Consider the following 17,225-nt stretch of genomic DNA (forward strand, 5'->3'; position numbering starts at 1 on the left):
TAATGCTCGGATGGTGAAATTGGTAGACACGCTGGACTTAAAATCCAGTGAACAGCAATGTTCGTGCGGGTTCAAGTCCCGCTCTGAGTACTAAAAACTTCAATTGGCTTTGCTAATTGAAGTTTTTTTTTTGCTTAAAAATGAAAATTTGGAGATCGATGCAAATAGACGATCAAACGAAAAAGTTGAGGATTAACCAAAAGTGGGATCAAACGTTAAAGTTGATGATTTCTGAAAACGGTGGTTCTATTGATCTCTGCTTGCGTTAGGGATGGGAGTGATATCCTTTTGGGAGACATTAGATTTTCTGTAAACACTAAAATGTCATCTCGCAAAAGATATAACGTACAGCCCGACCCGTAGGGAAACGCCCATATTCTTCGATTGATTGGATCTATTTGATGTGTTTTTATGAATCTTAAAATTTTTCTTTGTCAACATCGTTTATAAACTGAATTACACCATTCATAAAAACTTTTTGATCGTCCCACATTGCTAAATGACTTCCGTTTGGGCAGTATAAATAACGTCCTTTTTTAACTAATTTACTCTGCTCTTCCATTGCTTTTGGGTCCATTGTGTCATACTTGGCTCCAATCATTAGGGTTGGGATTGTAATTTCGTGTAGACGATTTTTAATATCCCATTTGGCTAAGCGTCCACTAATACCAAATTCGCTTGGTCCCTGCATTATGGTATAAATCTCATTATTAATATGTTTGCTGGCACGATTTAACCCATCAGGCCATTCTTTTAATCGGCAAAGATGTTGTTGGTAATAGTTTGGAATCAGTAATTCCATATATTTGGGATTGCTGAAATCTTTTTTAGCTTCTAAAGCCCTAATTTCGGCTAAAATTTCAGGTTTCATTTGTTTCGCTAATACTTCGTCTGCATATTTTCCGTAATCTGGTGCGCTTGCCATCATGTTTGCGACTAGTAAAGCTTTCATATTTTGCTGATATTTTAGTGCATATTCCATAGCGAGAATTCCGCCCCAGGAGTTACCTAATACATAAAAATTATTTTTATCAGCACCAATGGCTTTACGTACTTGTTCTACTTCTTCTACAAAACGTTCCGTTGTCCATAAGCTGCTATCTTTAGGCTGATCACTATAGTAAGATCCTAATTGATCATATTCGTAAAATTCAAAACCTTCACGTTGAAAAAAAGTTTCAAAACATTCCATATACTCATGTGTCATAGCGGGGCCGCCATGCAACAATAATACTTTTATCTTGGGATTTGTACCAAAACGTTTGGTCCAAACGTTAAATTCTCCGATGGGTGTTTTTATTGGAATCATTTTCACACCTGCCGATTCTACTTTGCTACTTTGTTGATAGGTAAAATAATTGGAGAGTGTCGTTGATTTTGTTTCATTTTTACAGGAAAATGTTAGCAACGAAACCATAATGATGATGAAGTATTTCATATTGTTTTTTAAATGGTTATGAATTTGTATTCAGCTAAATCAGTTGTATTATTTTTTTTTCTCAAGGAAAAGAATAAGCAAAGACATCAAAATCTGCATTATTAAAATGAAAGTTGCTAACCTTGTGCATTCCCATTTTTTCATGAGCTTTTAAAGAAGCTTCGTTGTCATTTTTGATAAATAAAATTCCTTCGCGATTTGGTTCTAAACGTAATAGTTCTTTAAATAAGAGTTGTGCTAATCCTTTTCCTCGTTGATTTTTGCTAACACAAATAGGTCCGTAAATATAAGAATTTTCAGTTCCGGTGTAAGATGCTGACATTGCATTGACAATTGGCACATCTCTTTTGTTATTAACTTGCTGAGATGTTGTTAATAGAAAACCTACAATTTCATCATTAATAACAGCAATTATCTGAGGCATATCGGTCATCATTTCTTCAATTTGTTTTGCCGATAATCCTCCTGATAATGTACCGCCTTGCGAAGTTTGATTTGCTTCCTGAAGTTTTATTATTCCGTCTAAATCGTCAGGGGTTGCAGTTTTTATAGAAATAGATTTTTGCATAAGTTTATTATTTATAGGTCATTACAAGGTAATCAATCTGTTTTTAAAAATAATAGAGGTTTTTTAAATAAGTTTGAATGATTTTCTTTGTTGTTAATTAGCAAAAGAATAGCCTTAATTTAAATATTTATATAGCTAAAAATTATCCTGATGAAAAAATAACGCATATCGATTATGGTTATAAAGATCTTGATGCCAATTTTGCAAATGATATCGATTTAGAGTTTACTAAAGAGGGCAAATTTATATAAAGCAAAAAATAAATATTTTAGAAATTATCGAATATGTAATGTTTTTTACTGAAATTATTTTTGAGATTAGATCTTAGGATTCTAATAATTAATAAAAAGCAATGTAAATTTTAGAAAGATCATCTTGTGGGAAAATAGTTTATATTTACATCTCTTATTATTGATTTCATGGAAGAAAATAAACATGTAACGATTTACGATATTGCTGAGCGATTAAATCTGGCTACATCGACTATTTCGCGAGCTTTGAAAGATCACCACACTATAAGTGATAAAACGATAAAGAAAGTAAAAAAAGCGGCTGAAGAAATGGGTTTTGTGCCCAATACCTTAGCAGCAGGTCTGCGTGGAAATAAAACAAAAACTATTGGTGTTTTAATTCCAACTGTTACCCAGCCTTTTTTATCTTCTTTAATTAGCGGTATCGAAATTACAGCTCAAAAATCGGATTATACAGTAATTATCATGCAATCACATGATTCTTATTACGAAGAGGTCAATATGGCTAAGTCGTTATATAGTAATCGTGTGAGCGGAGTAATTTGCTCCCTGGCTATGGAAACGAGAGATACATCTCACTTTCAGCAATTTTCTAATAATAATATTCCCCTTGTATTTGTAGACAGGGTTCCAAAGGATTATAATACTTTTAGAGTTGTTATCGATAATTATACTGCTGGTTATAAGGCTACTAAACATCTTATCGAACAAGGTTGTATTCGTATTGCACATTTAACTGCAGGATCAGAATTTGGAAATCTTTATAACGAACGAAAAAGAGGTTATATAGAAGCTCTAAAAGATCATAATTTACCGATTGATGAAGAACTAATCATTAATTTAAAGACTGTAACATACGAAGAAGGGGTAAAGGCGAGTAATCAACTATTTGATTTAGATCCAATTCCGGACGGACTTTTTGCTCCGGGAGATATTATTGCGGTTAGTGCTGTACAAACGGCAAAAAAGAGAGGGATCAAAGTACCGGATGAAATCGCTATTATTGGTTTTAATAATGACCCAATATCACAAATTATTGATCCTAATATTTCGACTATTACACATCCTGCTGAAAAAATGGGAAAAGCTGCGGCTGAAATTATTATCAAAAATCTGAAATCCCAAAAAAGTGACGATGCTAAGGAAATTACTTTTTTAAATACAGAAGTACTTGCCAGGGAATCTTCTGATAAAAAGAAGTCTTTAGGAACTGAAGTAAAGTAATATTATGCATACAATCACACTTCCTGATGAATTGAATTTAGAAAATTCGCAGTTGGTTCATGTTTTTGATTACAGCAGTTCAAAAGAAATTTCTAGGCAGCAAATCATTTTAAATCAAAATATTTTTAGTTTTCTAATTGAAGGAACAAAAGAGGTTATTTTTGATGATTCGGCGCTATCAATAGATAATTCGAGGTTTCTTGTGATGAAATCAGGGAATTGCCTGATGACCGAAAAACTTTCGAGTGGTTCCGATTACAGAAGCGTAGTTTTATTTTTTACAAATGAAATACTGTCAAAATTCATTCGGAAAATTGAATTGGGTAAAATCGAATCATTCGAATATAAATCAGTTTATGCTTTTGAATATGATGAATTTCTAAAGCGTTTTGTGTACAGTTTGATTGATATTACGAAACTGTCAAAAGATCTTCAAAAGAAGATTCTGGAAGTTAAGTTTGAAGAAATTATGCTATATCTAACGGAAAAATACGGAATGGAATTTCTTTATTCTTTAACTGTAAATAGCGATAATGCCGCGCAAAAGTTTATTCACATTATTGAGAATAGCCATTTGAGTAAATTAACTTTAAAAGAATTGGCTTTTTTGTGTAATATGAGTGTGTCGACATTCAAGAGAGAATTTGAAAAACATTATTCAGAATCGCCGATAAAATGGTTTCAGAATAAAAGATTGGAATTTGCACATTATTTATTACAACAGGAACAAAAAAATCCATCTGAAGTTTATTTTGAAGTTGGTTACGAAAATTTATCAAGCTTTACACAGGCTTATAAATTAAAGTACGGTGTAACGCCAAAACATCACCAGAAAAATTGAGCTTCCAGCCATACTTTTTGATCCTTTCTCTACAGATTATTTTATCCTGCCAGATCTAAATTTGCTTAAAATTTTAATTCAAAATAAAATGAAAAAAGTAAATTTAATTTTGGTACTATCCTTAATTTTTACCACCACAATTTTTGGTCAAAAAACATTTACCTTAACGAGCAAAGATTTAGGAGGAGAAGCTTCTAAGGTTCAGGAATTCAACGGATTTGGCTGTTCAGGCGAAAATCAATCGCCGCAGTTGTCATGGAAAAATGCTCCGGAAGGAACAAAAAGTTTTGCTATAACTATGTATGATCCTGATGCGCCAACCGGAAGCGGATTTTGGCATTGGGTCGTATTTGATATTCCTTCAAATGTAAATGAATTGGTCACCAATGCGGGAACAAAGAGTAATTTAATTCCTAAAGGAGCTGTTCAAAGTATTACAGATTACGGTATTAAAGGATTTGGAGGACCTTGCCCGCCGGTAGGTCATGGATTTCATGCGTATATCATAACGGTTTATGCACTTAAAACAGATAAACTGGGAACGGATGAAAATACAAATCCTGCAGTAGTAGGGTTTAATCTTTGGAATCAGACATTAGCGAAAGCGAGTATCGTGGCTTATTACAAAAGATGAAAATTTAAATTTTAAATGATATAGTTTCAAGGTGTTTCAATCTTGGATTTCACCATGCTAAAGCAGGATAGTTTTTTAAATTATCCTGCTTTTATTTGTTATAAAAATATTTTTTCTGAAAAAAAGTCAACTAAAATTTTTTTCTTAAATAACAATCCTATATTTTTACGCAACCGATTGCAATTGTTGTTTTATTTGCAATAATGTATTTTTTAGATTAAAATTTTATTAAATGCTTTGTCAAAACGTAAAATACTAATTCTTTCAAAATGAGATTTCAAAGAATAAAAATTTAAATAAAATGACTTCATTAAGATTTATTTTCTCGTTTCTTTTGATTTCCTTTTCAGCTTTTGCTCAGAAGGATTACAAATTGTGGCTTCAATATGATAAGATTACAAATCCTGAGGTCTTTCAGCAATATAATTCGGCTATTGAAGGAATAGTTTCTATGGGAAGTTCTCCAACTTCAAAAATTTCTTTGAGTGAGTTGGAATCGGCTTTGAGAAATATGATGGGAGATAAAAAAATAGAAATCAAATCCAGAATAGAAGGAGGAAATAATATTATAATTGGTTCTAAGTTATCTTTAAACTCAGATGCTCAAAAAGTTGTAGCATCTGATTTCGGAAAAATAAATGACGAGGGTTTTATCATTAAGTCTGTTTTATTAAAGAATAAACAGCAAATAATCATTACGGGAAATAATGATGTGGCTGTTTTATATGGTGTTTATAGTTTTTTAAGATTACTGCAGACTAATAAACCGATCACAAATCTTAGCATAGTTGATTCGCCAAAAATTAACATTAGAATCTTGAATCATTGGGATAATTTAGACAGAACTATCGAGCGCGGTTATGCAGGTTTTTCTTTATGGAACTGGCAGAAATTACCTGATTTTGTAGATCAGCGTTATATTGATTATGCAAGGGCGAATGCTTCAATTGGGATTAACGGAACGGTTTTAACCAATGTAAATGCAAATGCTTTGATCCTGACACCACAATATTTAGAAAAGGTCGAAGCATTGGCCAATGTATTCAGACCTTACGGAATAAAAGTATATTTAACAGCGCGTTTTTCGGCACCAATTGAAATTGGCGGTTTAAAAACAGCAGATCCAAAAGATGTTACCGTTGCGAATTGGTGGAAAGATAAAGCAAAAGAAATCTATAAAAAAATTCCTGATTTTGGAGGATTTCTTGTAAAAGCAAATTCTGAGGGTCAGCCGGGACCGCAAAATTACGGAAGAGACCATGTTGATGGCGCTAATATGCTTGCGGACGCCGTAGCTCCTTTTGGAGGAGTAATTATGTGGAGAGCGTTTGTGTATTCTGAACATGATGCAAATGACAGAGCGAAACAAGCGTATGCTGAATTTCAGCCTTATGATGGAAAATTTAAAGACAATGTAATTGTTCAGGTAAAAAATGGAGCGATCGATTTTCAGCCCAGAGAACCTTTTCATCCGTTATTTGGTGCGATGCCAAAAACACCTTTAATGATGGAGTTTCAGATTACGCAGGAATATTTGGGTTTTAGCACGCATTTGGTTTATCTGCCAAAATTATTTCAGGAAGTTTTAGAATCAGATACCTATCAAAAAGGAAAAGGTACCACGGTTGCCAAAGTAATTGATGGCTCTTTCAATCCGCACAAGTTAACCGGAATTGCTGGAGTTGCAAATATAGGTAATGATATAAACTGGACGGGACATCCTTTTGCGCAGGCAAATTGGTACGGCTTCGGGAGATTGGCATGGAATCCGTATTTAGATTCTGAAAGTATTGCTGATGAATGGTTGCGATGTACTTTTTCGAACAATGAAAACTTTATTAAACCGGTAAAAGAAATGATGATACAATCAAGAGAAGCTGTAGTTAACTACATGACACCGCTTGGTTTGCACCATATTATGGATACGGGACATCATTATGGGCCGGGTCCTTGGGTTAGTAATTTATCAAGGCCGGAATGGAATCCGACTTATTATCATAAGGCTGATAAAAACGGAATTGGTTTCGACCGGTCAAAAACAGGAACAAATGCTACCGCACAATATGCATTAGAAGCAGCAAAAATATTTGATAATCCTGAGACTTGTCCTGAGCAGGATTTATTATGGTTTCATCATGTTTCCTGGGATTTTAAATTGAAAAATGGTCAGACACTTTGGAACGGATTAGCCTTAAAATATCAAGAAGGTGTAAATCAGGTTCAGGAAATGCAAAATACCTGGAATAATATGGATAAGTATATTGACAAGGATCGTTTTAAGGAAGTTCAGATGTTGTTAGAAATTCAATATAAAGAGGCAAATTGGTGGCGGGATGCTTGTTTGCTTTATTTTCAGCAATATTCAGGTAAAGAATTACCTGTAGGAGTAGAGAAGCCAACACAAACATTAGAATATTTCAAATCATTAAAATTTCCATATGCACCCGGAAATTAATTTTAGAAAATAAAAAACATGAATACAAAAACGGCAATTGTAACCGGAGGAAATTCGGGTTTAGGTTTCGCAACCGCAAAGAAATTATGTGATAACGGAATCAAAACCTATATCATTGGCAGATCAAAAGAAAAGACAGAAGAAGCATGTAAGGAAATTGGCGATAATGCCATTCCGGTTTTATACGATTTAAATGATATTGGAGGAATTTCTGCGATGATAGAAAAAATAACGCAGGAAAACCCAATTGATATTTTAGTAAATAATGCAGGGATTAATCTGAAAAAGGAATTTTTGGATGTTACTGATGAGGATTTTTTATCTGTAATACATACCAATCTTCTTAGTGTTTTTGCGGTAAGCAGAGAAGTTGTAAAAAACATGAAAGAAAATGGAGGCGGAAGTATTGTCAACATTAGCTCAATGGCATCACAATATGGTATCCCAAAAGTTATTGCCTATTCAGCAAGTAAAGGCGCAATCGAATCCATGACCCGAGCAATGGCCGTAGAATTGGCACCGTTTGGTGTTCGTGTCAACTGTATTGCACCTGGTTTTATCAAAACAAAAATGTCTTCTACAGCACTTGATAACGATCCTGAAAGAAAAAATAAAGTACTTTCCAGAACACCAATGGGATTTTTAGGAGAACCGTCAGACATTGCTGATGCTGTTTATTATTTCGCTCTAAACGAATCAAAATATACAACTGGAACTGTTTTGCCTGTCGATGGCGGGAATAGTATCGGATTCTAACCTTAATTGTAAGTATTATGATAAAAATGCAGCAAACAATGCGATGGTTTGGTTCTCAGGATTCTGTAAAATTATTAGATATTAAGCAAGCCGGAGCTACAGGAATCGTTACGGCTTTGCATCAAATTCCTGTGGGAGAAATCTGGACTGTTGCTGATATTAAGGAAAGACAGCAAATAATAAAAGATGCAGGATTAGAGTGGATAGTCGTAGAAAGTTTGCCGGTTCATGAAGAAATAAAAAGAGCGACAGGCAACTATTTGCAATACATTGAAAATTATAAAGCGAGTATAAAAAACCTTTCAGATTGCGGTATTACAATCATCACGTATAATTTTATGCCCATTTTAGACTGGGTTCGCACGAATCATAATTTTATTAATGAAGACGGAAGTAAAGCTCTTTTATACGATCAGAATGCTTTTACGTATTTTGATGTGTATCTTTTAAAAAGACCAAACGCTGAAATTGATTATTCAGAAACAGAAAAAGAGAATGCACTGAAATTTGGCAGCCAGCTTTCAGAAGAAGAAAAAGCACTGCTTTTTAAAAATGTATTATTAGGATTACCGGGAAGTAAAATCAATTTTACTGCTGAACAGATTCTTTCGTTATTAGAAGATTATGCTCATATTGATAATGCAAAACTAAGAGACAACCTAATTTATTTTTTAACACAAATAGCTCCAATTGCTTCAGAATATGGCGCAAAATTGGCAATTCATCCTGATGATCCGCCGTTTTCAGTTCTGGGTTTACCCAGAATAGTTTCTACCGAAGATGATCTGAAAGCTATTTTTGAGGCTGTGCCATTCAATTTAAACGGCTTGTGTTATTGTACCGGTTCTTTAGGGGCAAATCCTAAAAATAATCTGGAGAAAATTATAGAAGATTATGGAGACCGAATTCACTTTTTGCATCTGCGAAATACCTTCCGCGAAAGCGAAACTATTTTCAGGGAATCAGAACATTTAAAAGGTGATACTAAAATGGAAGTTATTGTAGAGAAACTTCTTTTGTTAATGAACAAAACAAATGTGAGTTTACCCATGCGTCCGGATCATGGTTTTTTGCACGCTGTTGATGAAACAAAAGAAATTTATCCCGGATATTCTCTTGTGGGAAGATTGAAAGGCCTTGCTGAATTAAGAGGTTTAGAAATGGGAATTGCTTATAAGCTGAATCAAGGTTTAATATAAGTCTGTGGTTTAGACCTGACAAGTTTTTAAAACCTGTCAGGTCTAAGTTAAGATTGGCCTTGTCAAAGTTTTAAACGTTGAAGAAGCTTGAATTTTACATAATGGTTTGTGATTTATTTAGAATGAAATGCCTTTTTCAGCACAAAGAAAAACTATGTTTCTATGTGTTTAAACATTCACATTAACTAATAAAAAAATTAAATGAGGAACCTAAAACCCCAATTTATATTTAGAATGTTGCTGCTTTTTTTCTTCGGAATTAGTATGCAATCTTATGCCATTAATGAAGAGAAATATGTTGTAAACAAAGCTTCTTCTGAGAATTTTCCTTTAGTTTCAAAAGGAAAAATAGCTTCCATTTTAGTAAGTAAAAATGATTTTCAGGGAGTTTTACGTGTTACAGGCCATTTAGAAAATGATCTTTTTAAGGTTTCAGATTTGCACGCAAAACAAATTAATAAAATTTCAGAGGCGGATTATGTGGTCATTATTGGAACTTTAGGTAAAAGCGAAATTATAGATCAATTGGCAAAAGAAGGTAAAATTGATACCAATCAACTTAAGGGGAAATGGGAAAAATTTACAACTCAAATCGTAGATAATCCTGTAAAAGGAGTTAAAAAAGCATTGGTAATTGCAGGTTCTGATAAGCGGGGAACAATTTACGGAATTTACGATTTGTCGAGTCAAATAGGAGTTTCTCCGTGGTATTTCTGGGCAGATGTTCCCGTTAAGAAACAGTCAGAATTACATGTTTTGCCTGGAATTTATTCTCAGGGCGAGCCAAAAGTAAAATACAGAGGTATCTTTATCAATGATGAAGCTCCGGCATTATCAGGCTGGGCGTTTGAAAAATATGGCGGATTTAATGCTAAATTCTATGATACGGTTTTTGAATTGATTCTGAGGATGAAAGGTAATTATTTGTGGCCATCGATGTGGGGAAGAATGTTTTATGTCGATGATCCTCAAAATGCAGTTTTAGCTGATGAATACGGAATCGTGATGGGAACTTCGCACCATGAACCTTTAACGAGAGCACACGCCGAATGGTCGGCTTTAGGAAAAGGAAAATGGGATTTTAATACCAATTCAGATAATCTGACTTCGTTCTGGAAAGACGGAATGAAGAGAATGGGAAATAAGGAAACGATTGTAACTGTTGGGATGCGTGGCGATGGCGACGAACCTATGACACAAGGAACAGCAATAGATTTATTAGAAAATATCGTAAAAACGCAAAGAAATATTATTGCAGAAGTAACCAAAAAGCCAATTGAAGAAACACCACAAATGTGGGCGCTTTACAAAGAAGTTCAGGATTATTATGATAAAGGAATGCGGGTTCCGGATGATATTACACTTTTGTTATGCGATGATAATTGGGGAAATATCAGGAAATTACCAGAACTTGATGCAAAACCAAGAAAAGGCGGTTACGGCATTTATTACCATTATGATTATGTTGGCGGTCCAAGAAATTACAAATGGATTAATACCAATCAAATCGAGCGTACATGGGAGCAAATGGATCTGGCATATCAATATGGTGTTGATAAAATATGGATTGTGAATGTAGGCGATATCAAACCAATGGAATTTCCGATTGAGTTTTTTCTTGATATGGCCTGGAATCCGGAAGTTTTTAATGCTAATAATCTGGAGCAATATTATGTGCGATGGGCAATGGAAACTTTTGGGAATCAGTATCCCGAAGAAATTGCGGAGATCATGAAATTATATACTAAATACAATGCCCGAAGAAAGCCGGAATTACTAAACGCTAAAACGTATAGTATTACCCATTATAATGAAGCCGAAAATGTTTTGGCTGATTATAAAAAGGTGGTTGAGAAAGCGAATCAAATTAGCGATAAAATAGCGCCGGAATATAAAGATGCTTTTTATCAATTGGTTTTATTTCCTGTTTTGGCAAGTTCTAATATAAATGAATTGTATGTAGCAACAGCGAAGAATCAGTTGTATGCAAATCAAGGCAGAGCTGCAGCAAATGATTATGCAAAACAGGTAAAAGTACTTTTTGAGAAAGACAGTTTATTGACAAATGATTATCATACAAAATTAGCCGGAGGAAAGTGGAATCATATGATGGCGCAAACACACATTGGCTATACTTCATGGCAGGAACCTAAGACAAATGTAATTCCCGAAACAAAAGTAATCGCATTACCCAATAAAGCGGAAGCTGGAATTGCTATTGAAGGTTCTGAAAACTATTGGACAAACAACAAACAGGAAATAGTTTTGCCCGTCTTAAATGCATTCAGAAATAAAACAACTTATCTTGATTTGTTTAATCGCGGAACAAAAACTTTCGACTTTACAATAAATGCAAAAAACAATTGGATTACGTTCTCGAAGTCAAACGGAACGATTGCTAAAGAAGAAAGAATTGTAATAGGTATCGATTGGAAAAAAGCTCCAAAAGGAAACCTAAAAAGTAAATTGGTTGTTACAGCAAATAAACAAAAGTTTAATGTTATTGTAAATGTCAAAAATGAAGAATTAAATGACGTTAAGGGTTTTGTTGAAAATAACGGATATATTGCGATAGATGCCCAAAATTATTCAAGAGCTATAAACGAATCTAATATTCAATGGACTACGATTCCGAATATCGGTAAAACAGGATCCGGAATCACGTTAAAACCTTCGAATATCTTGCCTGTTGCAATTTCTGAACAATCGCCAAGAGTAGAATATGACGTTCATTTTTTTAGTAAAGAAGAGGTGAAAGTTCATGCTTATTTTTCTCCGACGATTAATTTTAGTGTTCGCGACGGATTAAAATACGGAGTTGCTTTTGATGTTGAAAATCCTCAAATAATGAATCTGAATGCTGATAATTCTGAGAAGAACTGGAACGAATCCGTTGCTGATAATATTAAAATTATAACCTCTTCGCACAAAATTGAAAATGCAGGAAACCATGTGTTGAAAATTTATGGAATAGATCCTGCTTTGGTGCTTCAGAAAATAGTAATCGAAACAGCATCGGGACAAGTATTGAAAACGTACTTAGGACCACCGGAAAGCTTTAGAACAAAATGATAAAAGGAATGAAGTTGTACGTAGATTTGACGTAACAGGTTTTAAAAACCTGTTACGTCTCGCCAAACAAAGCTAAGTGTATTTAAAAAAATAACTATTAACTATAAACCAAAAACATGAAAATTATTAACCCTTATTTGCTGGCAATTACCACATTGCTGTTGGTGAATTGTTCTCCTAAAAAAGAAGTTACTTCTTTAAAAAACAGTTACAAAGACGATTTTTATATCGGAACAGCTTTAAGTGCAGATCAAATTGAAGAAAAAGACAGTAAAGTTGATTCATTGATTTGTAAAGAATTCAATGCAATTACAGCCGAAAACATCATGAAATCGATGTTTGTACATCCGCAAAAAGACAAATATGATTTTGCTTTGGCGGATAAGTTTGTCGCGTATGGCGAGAAAAACAAAATGTTCATTCACGGTCATACTTTGATTTGGCACAGCCAATTAGCACCTTGGATGGAAAAAATTAAAGACAGTACAGAAATGAAATCTTTTATGAAAGATCATATCACGACAATTGTTTCTAAATACAAAGGAAGAATCAATTCGTGGGATGTCGTTAATGAAGCTCTAAACGAAGATGGAACTTTGCGTCAATCCGTTTTTTTGAAAACACTTGGCGAAAGTTATCTGATTGATGCTTTTAAATTAGCGGCAGCAGCAGATCCAAAAGTTGATTTGTATTATAATGATTATAACCTTGAAGATCCGGCAAAAAGAGAAGGTGTGATTAGATTAGTGAAAAAAATTAAAGCTGCCGGAGGGAAAATTGACGGAGTGGGAAGTCAGGGACACTGGAAATTGAATAGTCCATCATTAGAAGAAATTGAAAAAAGCATCTTGGCATATTCAGCCTTAGGAGTTAAAGTAGCTTTTACAGAATTGGATATTACCGTTTTGCCAAATCCCTGGGATTTAAAAGGAGCAGATGTGAACCAGAATTTTGAAGGAAATCCTAAGATGAATCCATACCCTAAATCACTTCCCGATTCAATACAGACTCAACTGGCACAACGTTATGCTGATATTTTTAAATTGTTTCTAAAACACAAGGACAAAATTAGCCGGGTAACTTTCTGGGGAGTTCACGACGGGCAGTCATGGCTAAATGATTGGCCAATAAAAGGCAGGACAAATTATCCGTTATTGTTCGATGCTCAATTGCGACCTAAAAAAGCCTATGAAAGTGTTGTGCAATTAAAAGAAGCAAAGCAATAAAATTTAAGGCAAAAAAGAACTTCTTTTTATGTATTATTTTACAATCGGTTGTTTGTTGTTTATTATTGAAATATAGTAAAGTAAATTTGTATAATATGTTTTTTTAGCTAATTTTACACAACCGATTGTTTAAAAGCATTTATAACAACTTTTTCTTTTCGACGAAGGACAAATCACATCCGGACAGTGACATACATTGAGGATTTAGCGCATGTGATTTCTCCTTCATCAAAATGACAAAAAACTAAAACTGTGCAGGATAATTAAATCTAACCAAAATACCACCAACCAATAATGAATTACATTTCTCAAAAATTGTCCATTAAAGAAAAAATCGGATACAGTTTAGGTGACTTAGCAGCAAATTTAGTTTTTCAGACACTAATGACGTATCTGGCTTATTTTTATACTGATATCTACGGATTGTCGCCTACAGATTCTTCGATTATTATGTTGGTTGTGGGATTAATTGCTGCCTTTATTTTTAATCCAATTATTGGCGTTCTGGCCGACAGAACCAATACTAAATGGGGGAAATTCAGACCCTGGATTTTAATTACCGCAATACCACTGGGGGTTATTGCTTTATTGGCTTTTTCTACGCCTAATTTCTCTTACCACGGAAAAGTAATTTATGCCGTAGTAACCTATACTTTATTATTGCTTTTTTATGCCAGTAATAATTTGCCTTATTCAGCTTTAAGCGGGGTAATTACCGGCGATATGCGCGAGAGAAACAGTTTGTCATCCTACCGTTTTGTAGCAGTAATGTTTGCACAATTTTTTGTCCAGGTTTTTATGCTCGGAATTATCAAAAGTGCAGGAAACGGAGATAAAGCAATTGGGATCGAAAAAGTAATGACTGCACTTGCTATCATTGGAACCATTATGTTGTTAATCACTTTTTTGACCACAAAAGAGCGTATTATTCCAAAACCGGAACAAAAATCCAGCATTAAAGAAGATTTAGGCGATTTAACGAAGAATAAGCCGTGGGTTATTATGCTGACTTTGACAACACTGGTTTTTATAACACTGGCGATGAAAGGCGGTGCATATGTGTATTATTTTGAAAATTATGTCAACAAAGAACAATTGGCAGTTTTTATCCAGCCTATTTTGGATGTATTGTCGAATATAGGATTAAACCATTTTGGGAATGATCCTGTTTCAGCTGGATTTGGATTGTTTAATGCGGGCGGAATCATCTTTATGATCGTAGGAATCACGTTATCTAAAAGTCTTGCTGATAAACACGGAAAACGAAACATTTTTGGATTGTTTTTATTCATTTCGACCTTGTTTATTATGGCATTCTATTTCTTTCCGCCAACATCTATTGGTCTAATATTTTTCTCACAGATCTTTCACGGATTTTTCTACGGCATCACGATCCCAATCCTTTGGGCGATGATAGCAGATGTTGCAGATTACTCTGAATGGCTGAACAACCGTCGTGCCACAGCTATTATATTTTCGGCTATGATGGTAGGTTTAAAAGCAGGTTTAAGTATTGGCGGATCCCTGACAACTTTATTTTTAGGATATTTTCATTATGTCCCAAACTCCTTAACACAAACAGATACAGCAATAAACGGAATAAAATTATTGGTGAGTATTTTTCCTTCCATTCCATTTTTAGTTGGTGTTGCCTTATTGTTTTTCTATAAAATCAATAAAAAGATGGAAGTACAGATTGAAGCCGATTTAAAAGAAAGAAGAACTTAATTATTTAAAATAAAACATAAAAAAGACTATGCCTGAAGATAGTATTGAACAAATTAATTTTGAACAAATTAATAAATTAGCCATTTCGAAACCTTTAGTTTCGCACATGTACACGGCAGATCCGTCAGCGCATGTATTCAACGGTAAAATATATATTTATCCTTCACACGATATTGATGCCGGAATCCCGTTTAATGATAATGGAGATCATTTTGGTATGGAGGATTATCATGTTTTTTCGATGGAAAACATTCAGTCAGAAGTGGTAGATAACGGAGTTGCTTTGCATGTAAGCGAAGTTGCATGGGCCGAAAAACAAATGTGGGCTCCTGATGCCGCACACAAAAACGGGAAGTATTATTTGTATTTCCCTGCAAAACGTGCCAACGGAATTTTCCAGATTGGAGTTGCGATAAGCGATTCTCCGGTAGGGCCATTTTTGCCTGAGCCAGATGCCATAAAAGGAAGTTACAGTATTGATCCGGCTGTTTTTGAAGATGAAGATGGTAAACATTACATTTATTTTGGCGGAATTTGGGGAGGACAACTTCAAAAATACCGAAGCAATCAATACGATCCCAATCACGAAGAGCCCATTGACGAAGAGTCGGCCTTAGGACCTATCGTTGCGATGTTGAGAGAAGATATGTTAGAATTTGCCGAAGATCCCAAAGAAATCAAAATCCTGGATGAAAACGGACAAGTCTTGCTGGCAAATGATAATGATCGTCGTTTTTTTGAAGCGTCCTGGGTACACAAATACAATGACAAATATTACTTTTCCTATTCTACAGGCGACACACATTTTATTTGCTATGCAATAGGCGATAATCCATACGGACCATTTACCTATCAGGGGCGAATCCTGAATCCGGTTGTAGGATGGACTTCACATCATTCGATATGCAAAGTCGAGAACGAATGGTATTTGTTTTATCACGATTCAAGTTTATCAAAAGGAGTAACACATTTAAGAAGTATGAAAGTGACTAAAATCGATTATCTCGAAGACGGCACAATCGTAACCATAGATCCTTATGGAATTCGAAGATTAGGAGACTAAAATTTTTGTTTATTGAAAATAGTAGTAATAGGTTTAAATTTTATTTTCTATGGAAAAAGGAGATGAAAACAGCAAAAATACCAGCAATCAATATAGTGCCAATAGAATAGCAATTGATTGTGTGATATTTAATTTTGAAGAGGAAAGCCTGAAAGTTTTACTCATAAAAAAGAAAGACAATCAGGGAAATATAAAGAGAGAACTGGCAAATGATTATATAAAAGATGGTGAAACTATTTTGAGTACAGCCCATAACATTTTGCAAAAGTATATAAGATTTGATAATTTTTTTCTGGAACAATTAAAAGCCTTTGGTTATCCGTCTCAATCAAGCAGTCAGGAAGATATTTCGATAGGATATTATGCAATGGTAAAAAGAGATTATGATGATTTAGAAAACGATCTTTTTAATCCGGATGTTGAATGGGTAAGTATTAATGAAATAGCAGGTTTGAACGAAAAACATAAAGTAATTTTAGATTATAGTTTAAAAGAATTGCGCAAGAATATTTGCAAAAGCGCTATAGGTTTTAATCTGTTGCCGGACAAATTTACATTATTGCAAGTCATGCATCTTTATGAAGAAATCCTCGGAATCGAAATCAACAAATCTAATTTTAGAAGAAAGATATTGCAAATGGGATTAATACATGATTCTAACGAAAAAGAAGAAGACGTTTCGCACAGAGCTGCTAAGTTTTATAGTGTAAACCTGCAAGGCCAGGAAATGTTATCACACAGAGAAATTAATTTTAATTTTTAAAGAACGG

Annotated in this window: 13 protein-coding genes and 1 tRNA gene; 12 read left to right on the forward strand and 2 right to left on the reverse strand. The window is 34.2% G+C overall.

The features are described 5' to 3' along the window. Positions 1 to 4: 4 nt before the first annotated feature. Positions 5 to 90 (forward strand) — tRNA-Leu (locus ACQKCJ_RS08635). Between the two features lie 328 nt (positions 91 to 418). On the opposite strand, the gene ACQKCJ_RS08640 is transcribed toward ACQKCJ_RS08635, so the two are convergent. Beyond that, on the reverse strand, positions 419 to 1,438 hold the full coding sequence (locus ACQKCJ_RS08640) for a proline iminopeptidase-family hydrolase (protein ID WP_427401817.1): 1,020 nt from the start codon (positions 1,436 to 1,438) through the stop codon (positions 419 to 421). 61 nt (positions 1,439 to 1,499) lie between these two features. Beyond that, on the reverse strand, positions 1,500 to 2,006 hold the full coding sequence (locus ACQKCJ_RS08645) for an N-acetyltransferase family protein (protein ID WP_427401818.1): 507 nt from the start codon (positions 2,004 to 2,006) through the stop codon (positions 1,500 to 1,502). Positions 2,007 to 2,425: 419 nt separating this feature from the next. On the opposite strand from ACQKCJ_RS08645, the gene ACQKCJ_RS08650 reads away from it, so the two are divergent. The 11 genes from ACQKCJ_RS08650 (at position 2,426) to ACQKCJ_RS08700 (ending at position 17,218) form a co-directional block, all read left to right on the forward strand. Continuing rightward, on the forward strand, positions 2,426 to 3,481 hold the full coding sequence (locus ACQKCJ_RS08650; protein ID WP_427401819.1) for a LacI family DNA-binding transcriptional regulator: 1,056 nt from the start codon (positions 2,426 to 2,428) through the stop codon (positions 3,479 to 3,481). A 4-nt stretch (positions 3,482 to 3,485) separates the two neighbouring features. Further along, positions 3,486 to 4,322 carry a helix-turn-helix domain-containing protein gene (locus ACQKCJ_RS08655; protein ID WP_427401820.1) on the forward strand — a complete coding sequence of 279 codons (837 nt, stop codon included), beginning with the start codon at positions 3,486 to 3,488 and terminating at the stop codon, positions 4,320 to 4,322. Positions 4,323 to 4,410: 88 nt separating this feature from the next. Continuing rightward, complete coding sequence (locus ACQKCJ_RS08660) at positions 4,411 to 4,956, forward strand: YbhB/YbcL family Raf kinase inhibitor-like protein (RefSeq protein ID WP_427401821.1); 546 nt, start codon at positions 4,411 to 4,413, stop codon at positions 4,954 to 4,956. Between the two features lie 301 nt (positions 4,957 to 5,257). Continuing rightward, complete coding sequence (locus ACQKCJ_RS08665) at positions 5,258 to 7,411, forward strand: alpha-glucuronidase family glycosyl hydrolase (protein WP_427401822.1); 2,154 nt, start codon at positions 5,258 to 5,260, stop codon at positions 7,409 to 7,411. 18 nt (positions 7,412 to 7,429) lie between these two features. After that, a complete protein-coding gene (locus ACQKCJ_RS08670; protein WP_427401823.1) occupies positions 7,430 to 8,167 on the forward strand; it encodes an SDR family NAD(P)-dependent oxidoreductase in 738 nt (245 codons plus the stop codon). 26 nt (positions 8,168 to 8,193) lie between these two features. Beyond that, entirely contained in the window at positions 8,194 to 9,366 is a 1,173-nt protein-coding gene (gene uxuA, locus ACQKCJ_RS08675; RefSeq protein WP_427401903.1) for a mannonate dehydratase, read from the forward strand. Between the two features lie 201 nt (positions 9,367 to 9,567). Next, the gene (locus tag ACQKCJ_RS08680; protein WP_427401824.1) at positions 9,568 to 12,438 is read left to right on the forward strand and encodes a glycosyl hydrolase 115 family protein; all 2,871 of its coding nucleotides are present in this window, start codon (positions 9,568 to 9,570) and stop codon (positions 12,436 to 12,438) included. A 116-nt stretch (positions 12,439 to 12,554) separates the two neighbouring features. Then, positions 12,555 to 13,664, forward strand: a complete 1,110-nt coding sequence (locus ACQKCJ_RS08685; protein ID WP_427401825.1) for an endo-1,4-beta-xylanase — start codon at positions 12,555 to 12,557, stop codon at positions 13,662 to 13,664. A 294-nt stretch (positions 13,665 to 13,958) separates the two neighbouring features. Beyond that, positions 13,959 to 15,392: an MFS transporter gene (locus ACQKCJ_RS08690; RefSeq protein ID WP_427401826.1), complete on the forward strand. Its 1,434-nt coding sequence runs from the start codon at positions 13,959 to 13,961 to the stop codon at positions 15,390 to 15,392. 28 nt (positions 15,393 to 15,420) lie between these two features. After that, the gene (locus ACQKCJ_RS08695; RefSeq protein WP_427401827.1) at positions 15,421 to 16,455 is read left to right on the forward strand and encodes a glycoside hydrolase family 43 protein; all 1,035 of its coding nucleotides are present in this window, start codon (positions 15,421 to 15,423) and stop codon (positions 16,453 to 16,455) included. 49 nt (positions 16,456 to 16,504) lie between these two features. Then, positions 16,505 to 17,218 carry an NUDIX hydrolase gene (locus ACQKCJ_RS08700; protein ID WP_427401828.1) on the forward strand — a complete coding sequence of 238 codons (714 nt, stop codon included), beginning with the start codon at positions 16,505 to 16,507 and terminating at the stop codon, positions 17,216 to 17,218. Positions 17,219 to 17,225: the final 7 nt, after the last annotated feature.

Origin of the sequence: Flavobacterium sp. NPDC079362, from assembly GCF_050267765.1 — a bacterium.
GTDB lineage: Bacteria > Bacteroidota > Bacteroidia > Flavobacteriales > Flavobacteriaceae > Flavobacterium > Flavobacterium azizsancarii.

Excerpts from the sequence above, each read along its gene's own strand:
- ACQKCJ_RS08680 (WP_427401824.1), top strand. The coding sequence starts at position 9,568 with ATGAGGAACCTAAAACCCCAATTTATATTTAGAATGTTGCTGCTTTTT.
- ACQKCJ_RS08650 (WP_427401819.1), top strand. The coding sequence starts at position 2,426 with ATGGAAGAAAATAAACATGTAACGATTTACGATATTGCTGAGCGATTA.
- ACQKCJ_RS08655 (WP_427401820.1), top strand. The coding sequence starts at position 3,486 with ATGCATACAATCACACTTCCTGATGAATTGAATTTAGAAAATTCGCAG.
- ACQKCJ_RS08685 (WP_427401825.1), top strand. The coding sequence starts at position 12,555 with ATGAAAATTATTAACCCTTATTTGCTGGCAATTACCACATTGCTGTTG.
- ACQKCJ_RS08695 (WP_427401827.1), top strand. The coding sequence starts at position 15,421 with ATGCCTGAAGATAGTATTGAACAAATTAATTTTGAACAAATTAATAAA.
- ACQKCJ_RS08660 (WP_427401821.1), top strand. The coding sequence starts at position 4,411 with ATGAAAAAAGTAAATTTAATTTTGGTACTATCCTTAATTTTTACCACC.
- uxuA (WP_427401903.1), top strand. The coding sequence starts at position 8,194 with ATGCAGCAAACAATGCGATGGTTTGGTTCTCAGGATTCTGTAAAATTA.
- ACQKCJ_RS08690 (WP_427401826.1), top strand. The coding sequence starts at position 13,959 with ATGAATTACATTTCTCAAAAATTGTCCATTAAAGAAAAAATCGGATAC.
- ACQKCJ_RS08670 (WP_427401823.1), top strand. The coding sequence starts at position 7,430 with ATGAATACAAAAACGGCAATTGTAACCGGAGGAAATTCGGGTTTAGGT.
- ACQKCJ_RS08700 (WP_427401828.1), top strand. The coding sequence starts at position 16,505 with ATGGAAAAAGGAGATGAAAACAGCAAAAATACCAGCAATCAATATAGT.
- ACQKCJ_RS08640 (WP_427401817.1), bottom strand. The coding sequence starts at position 1,438 with ATGAAATACTTCATCATCATTATGGTTTCGTTGCTAACATTTTCCTGT.
- ACQKCJ_RS08665 (WP_427401822.1), top strand. The coding sequence starts at position 5,258 with ATGACTTCATTAAGATTTATTTTCTCGTTTCTTTTGATTTCCTTTTCA.
- ACQKCJ_RS08645 (WP_427401818.1), bottom strand. The coding sequence starts at position 2,006 with ATGCAAAAATCTATTTCTATAAAAACTGCAACCCCTGACGATTTAGAC.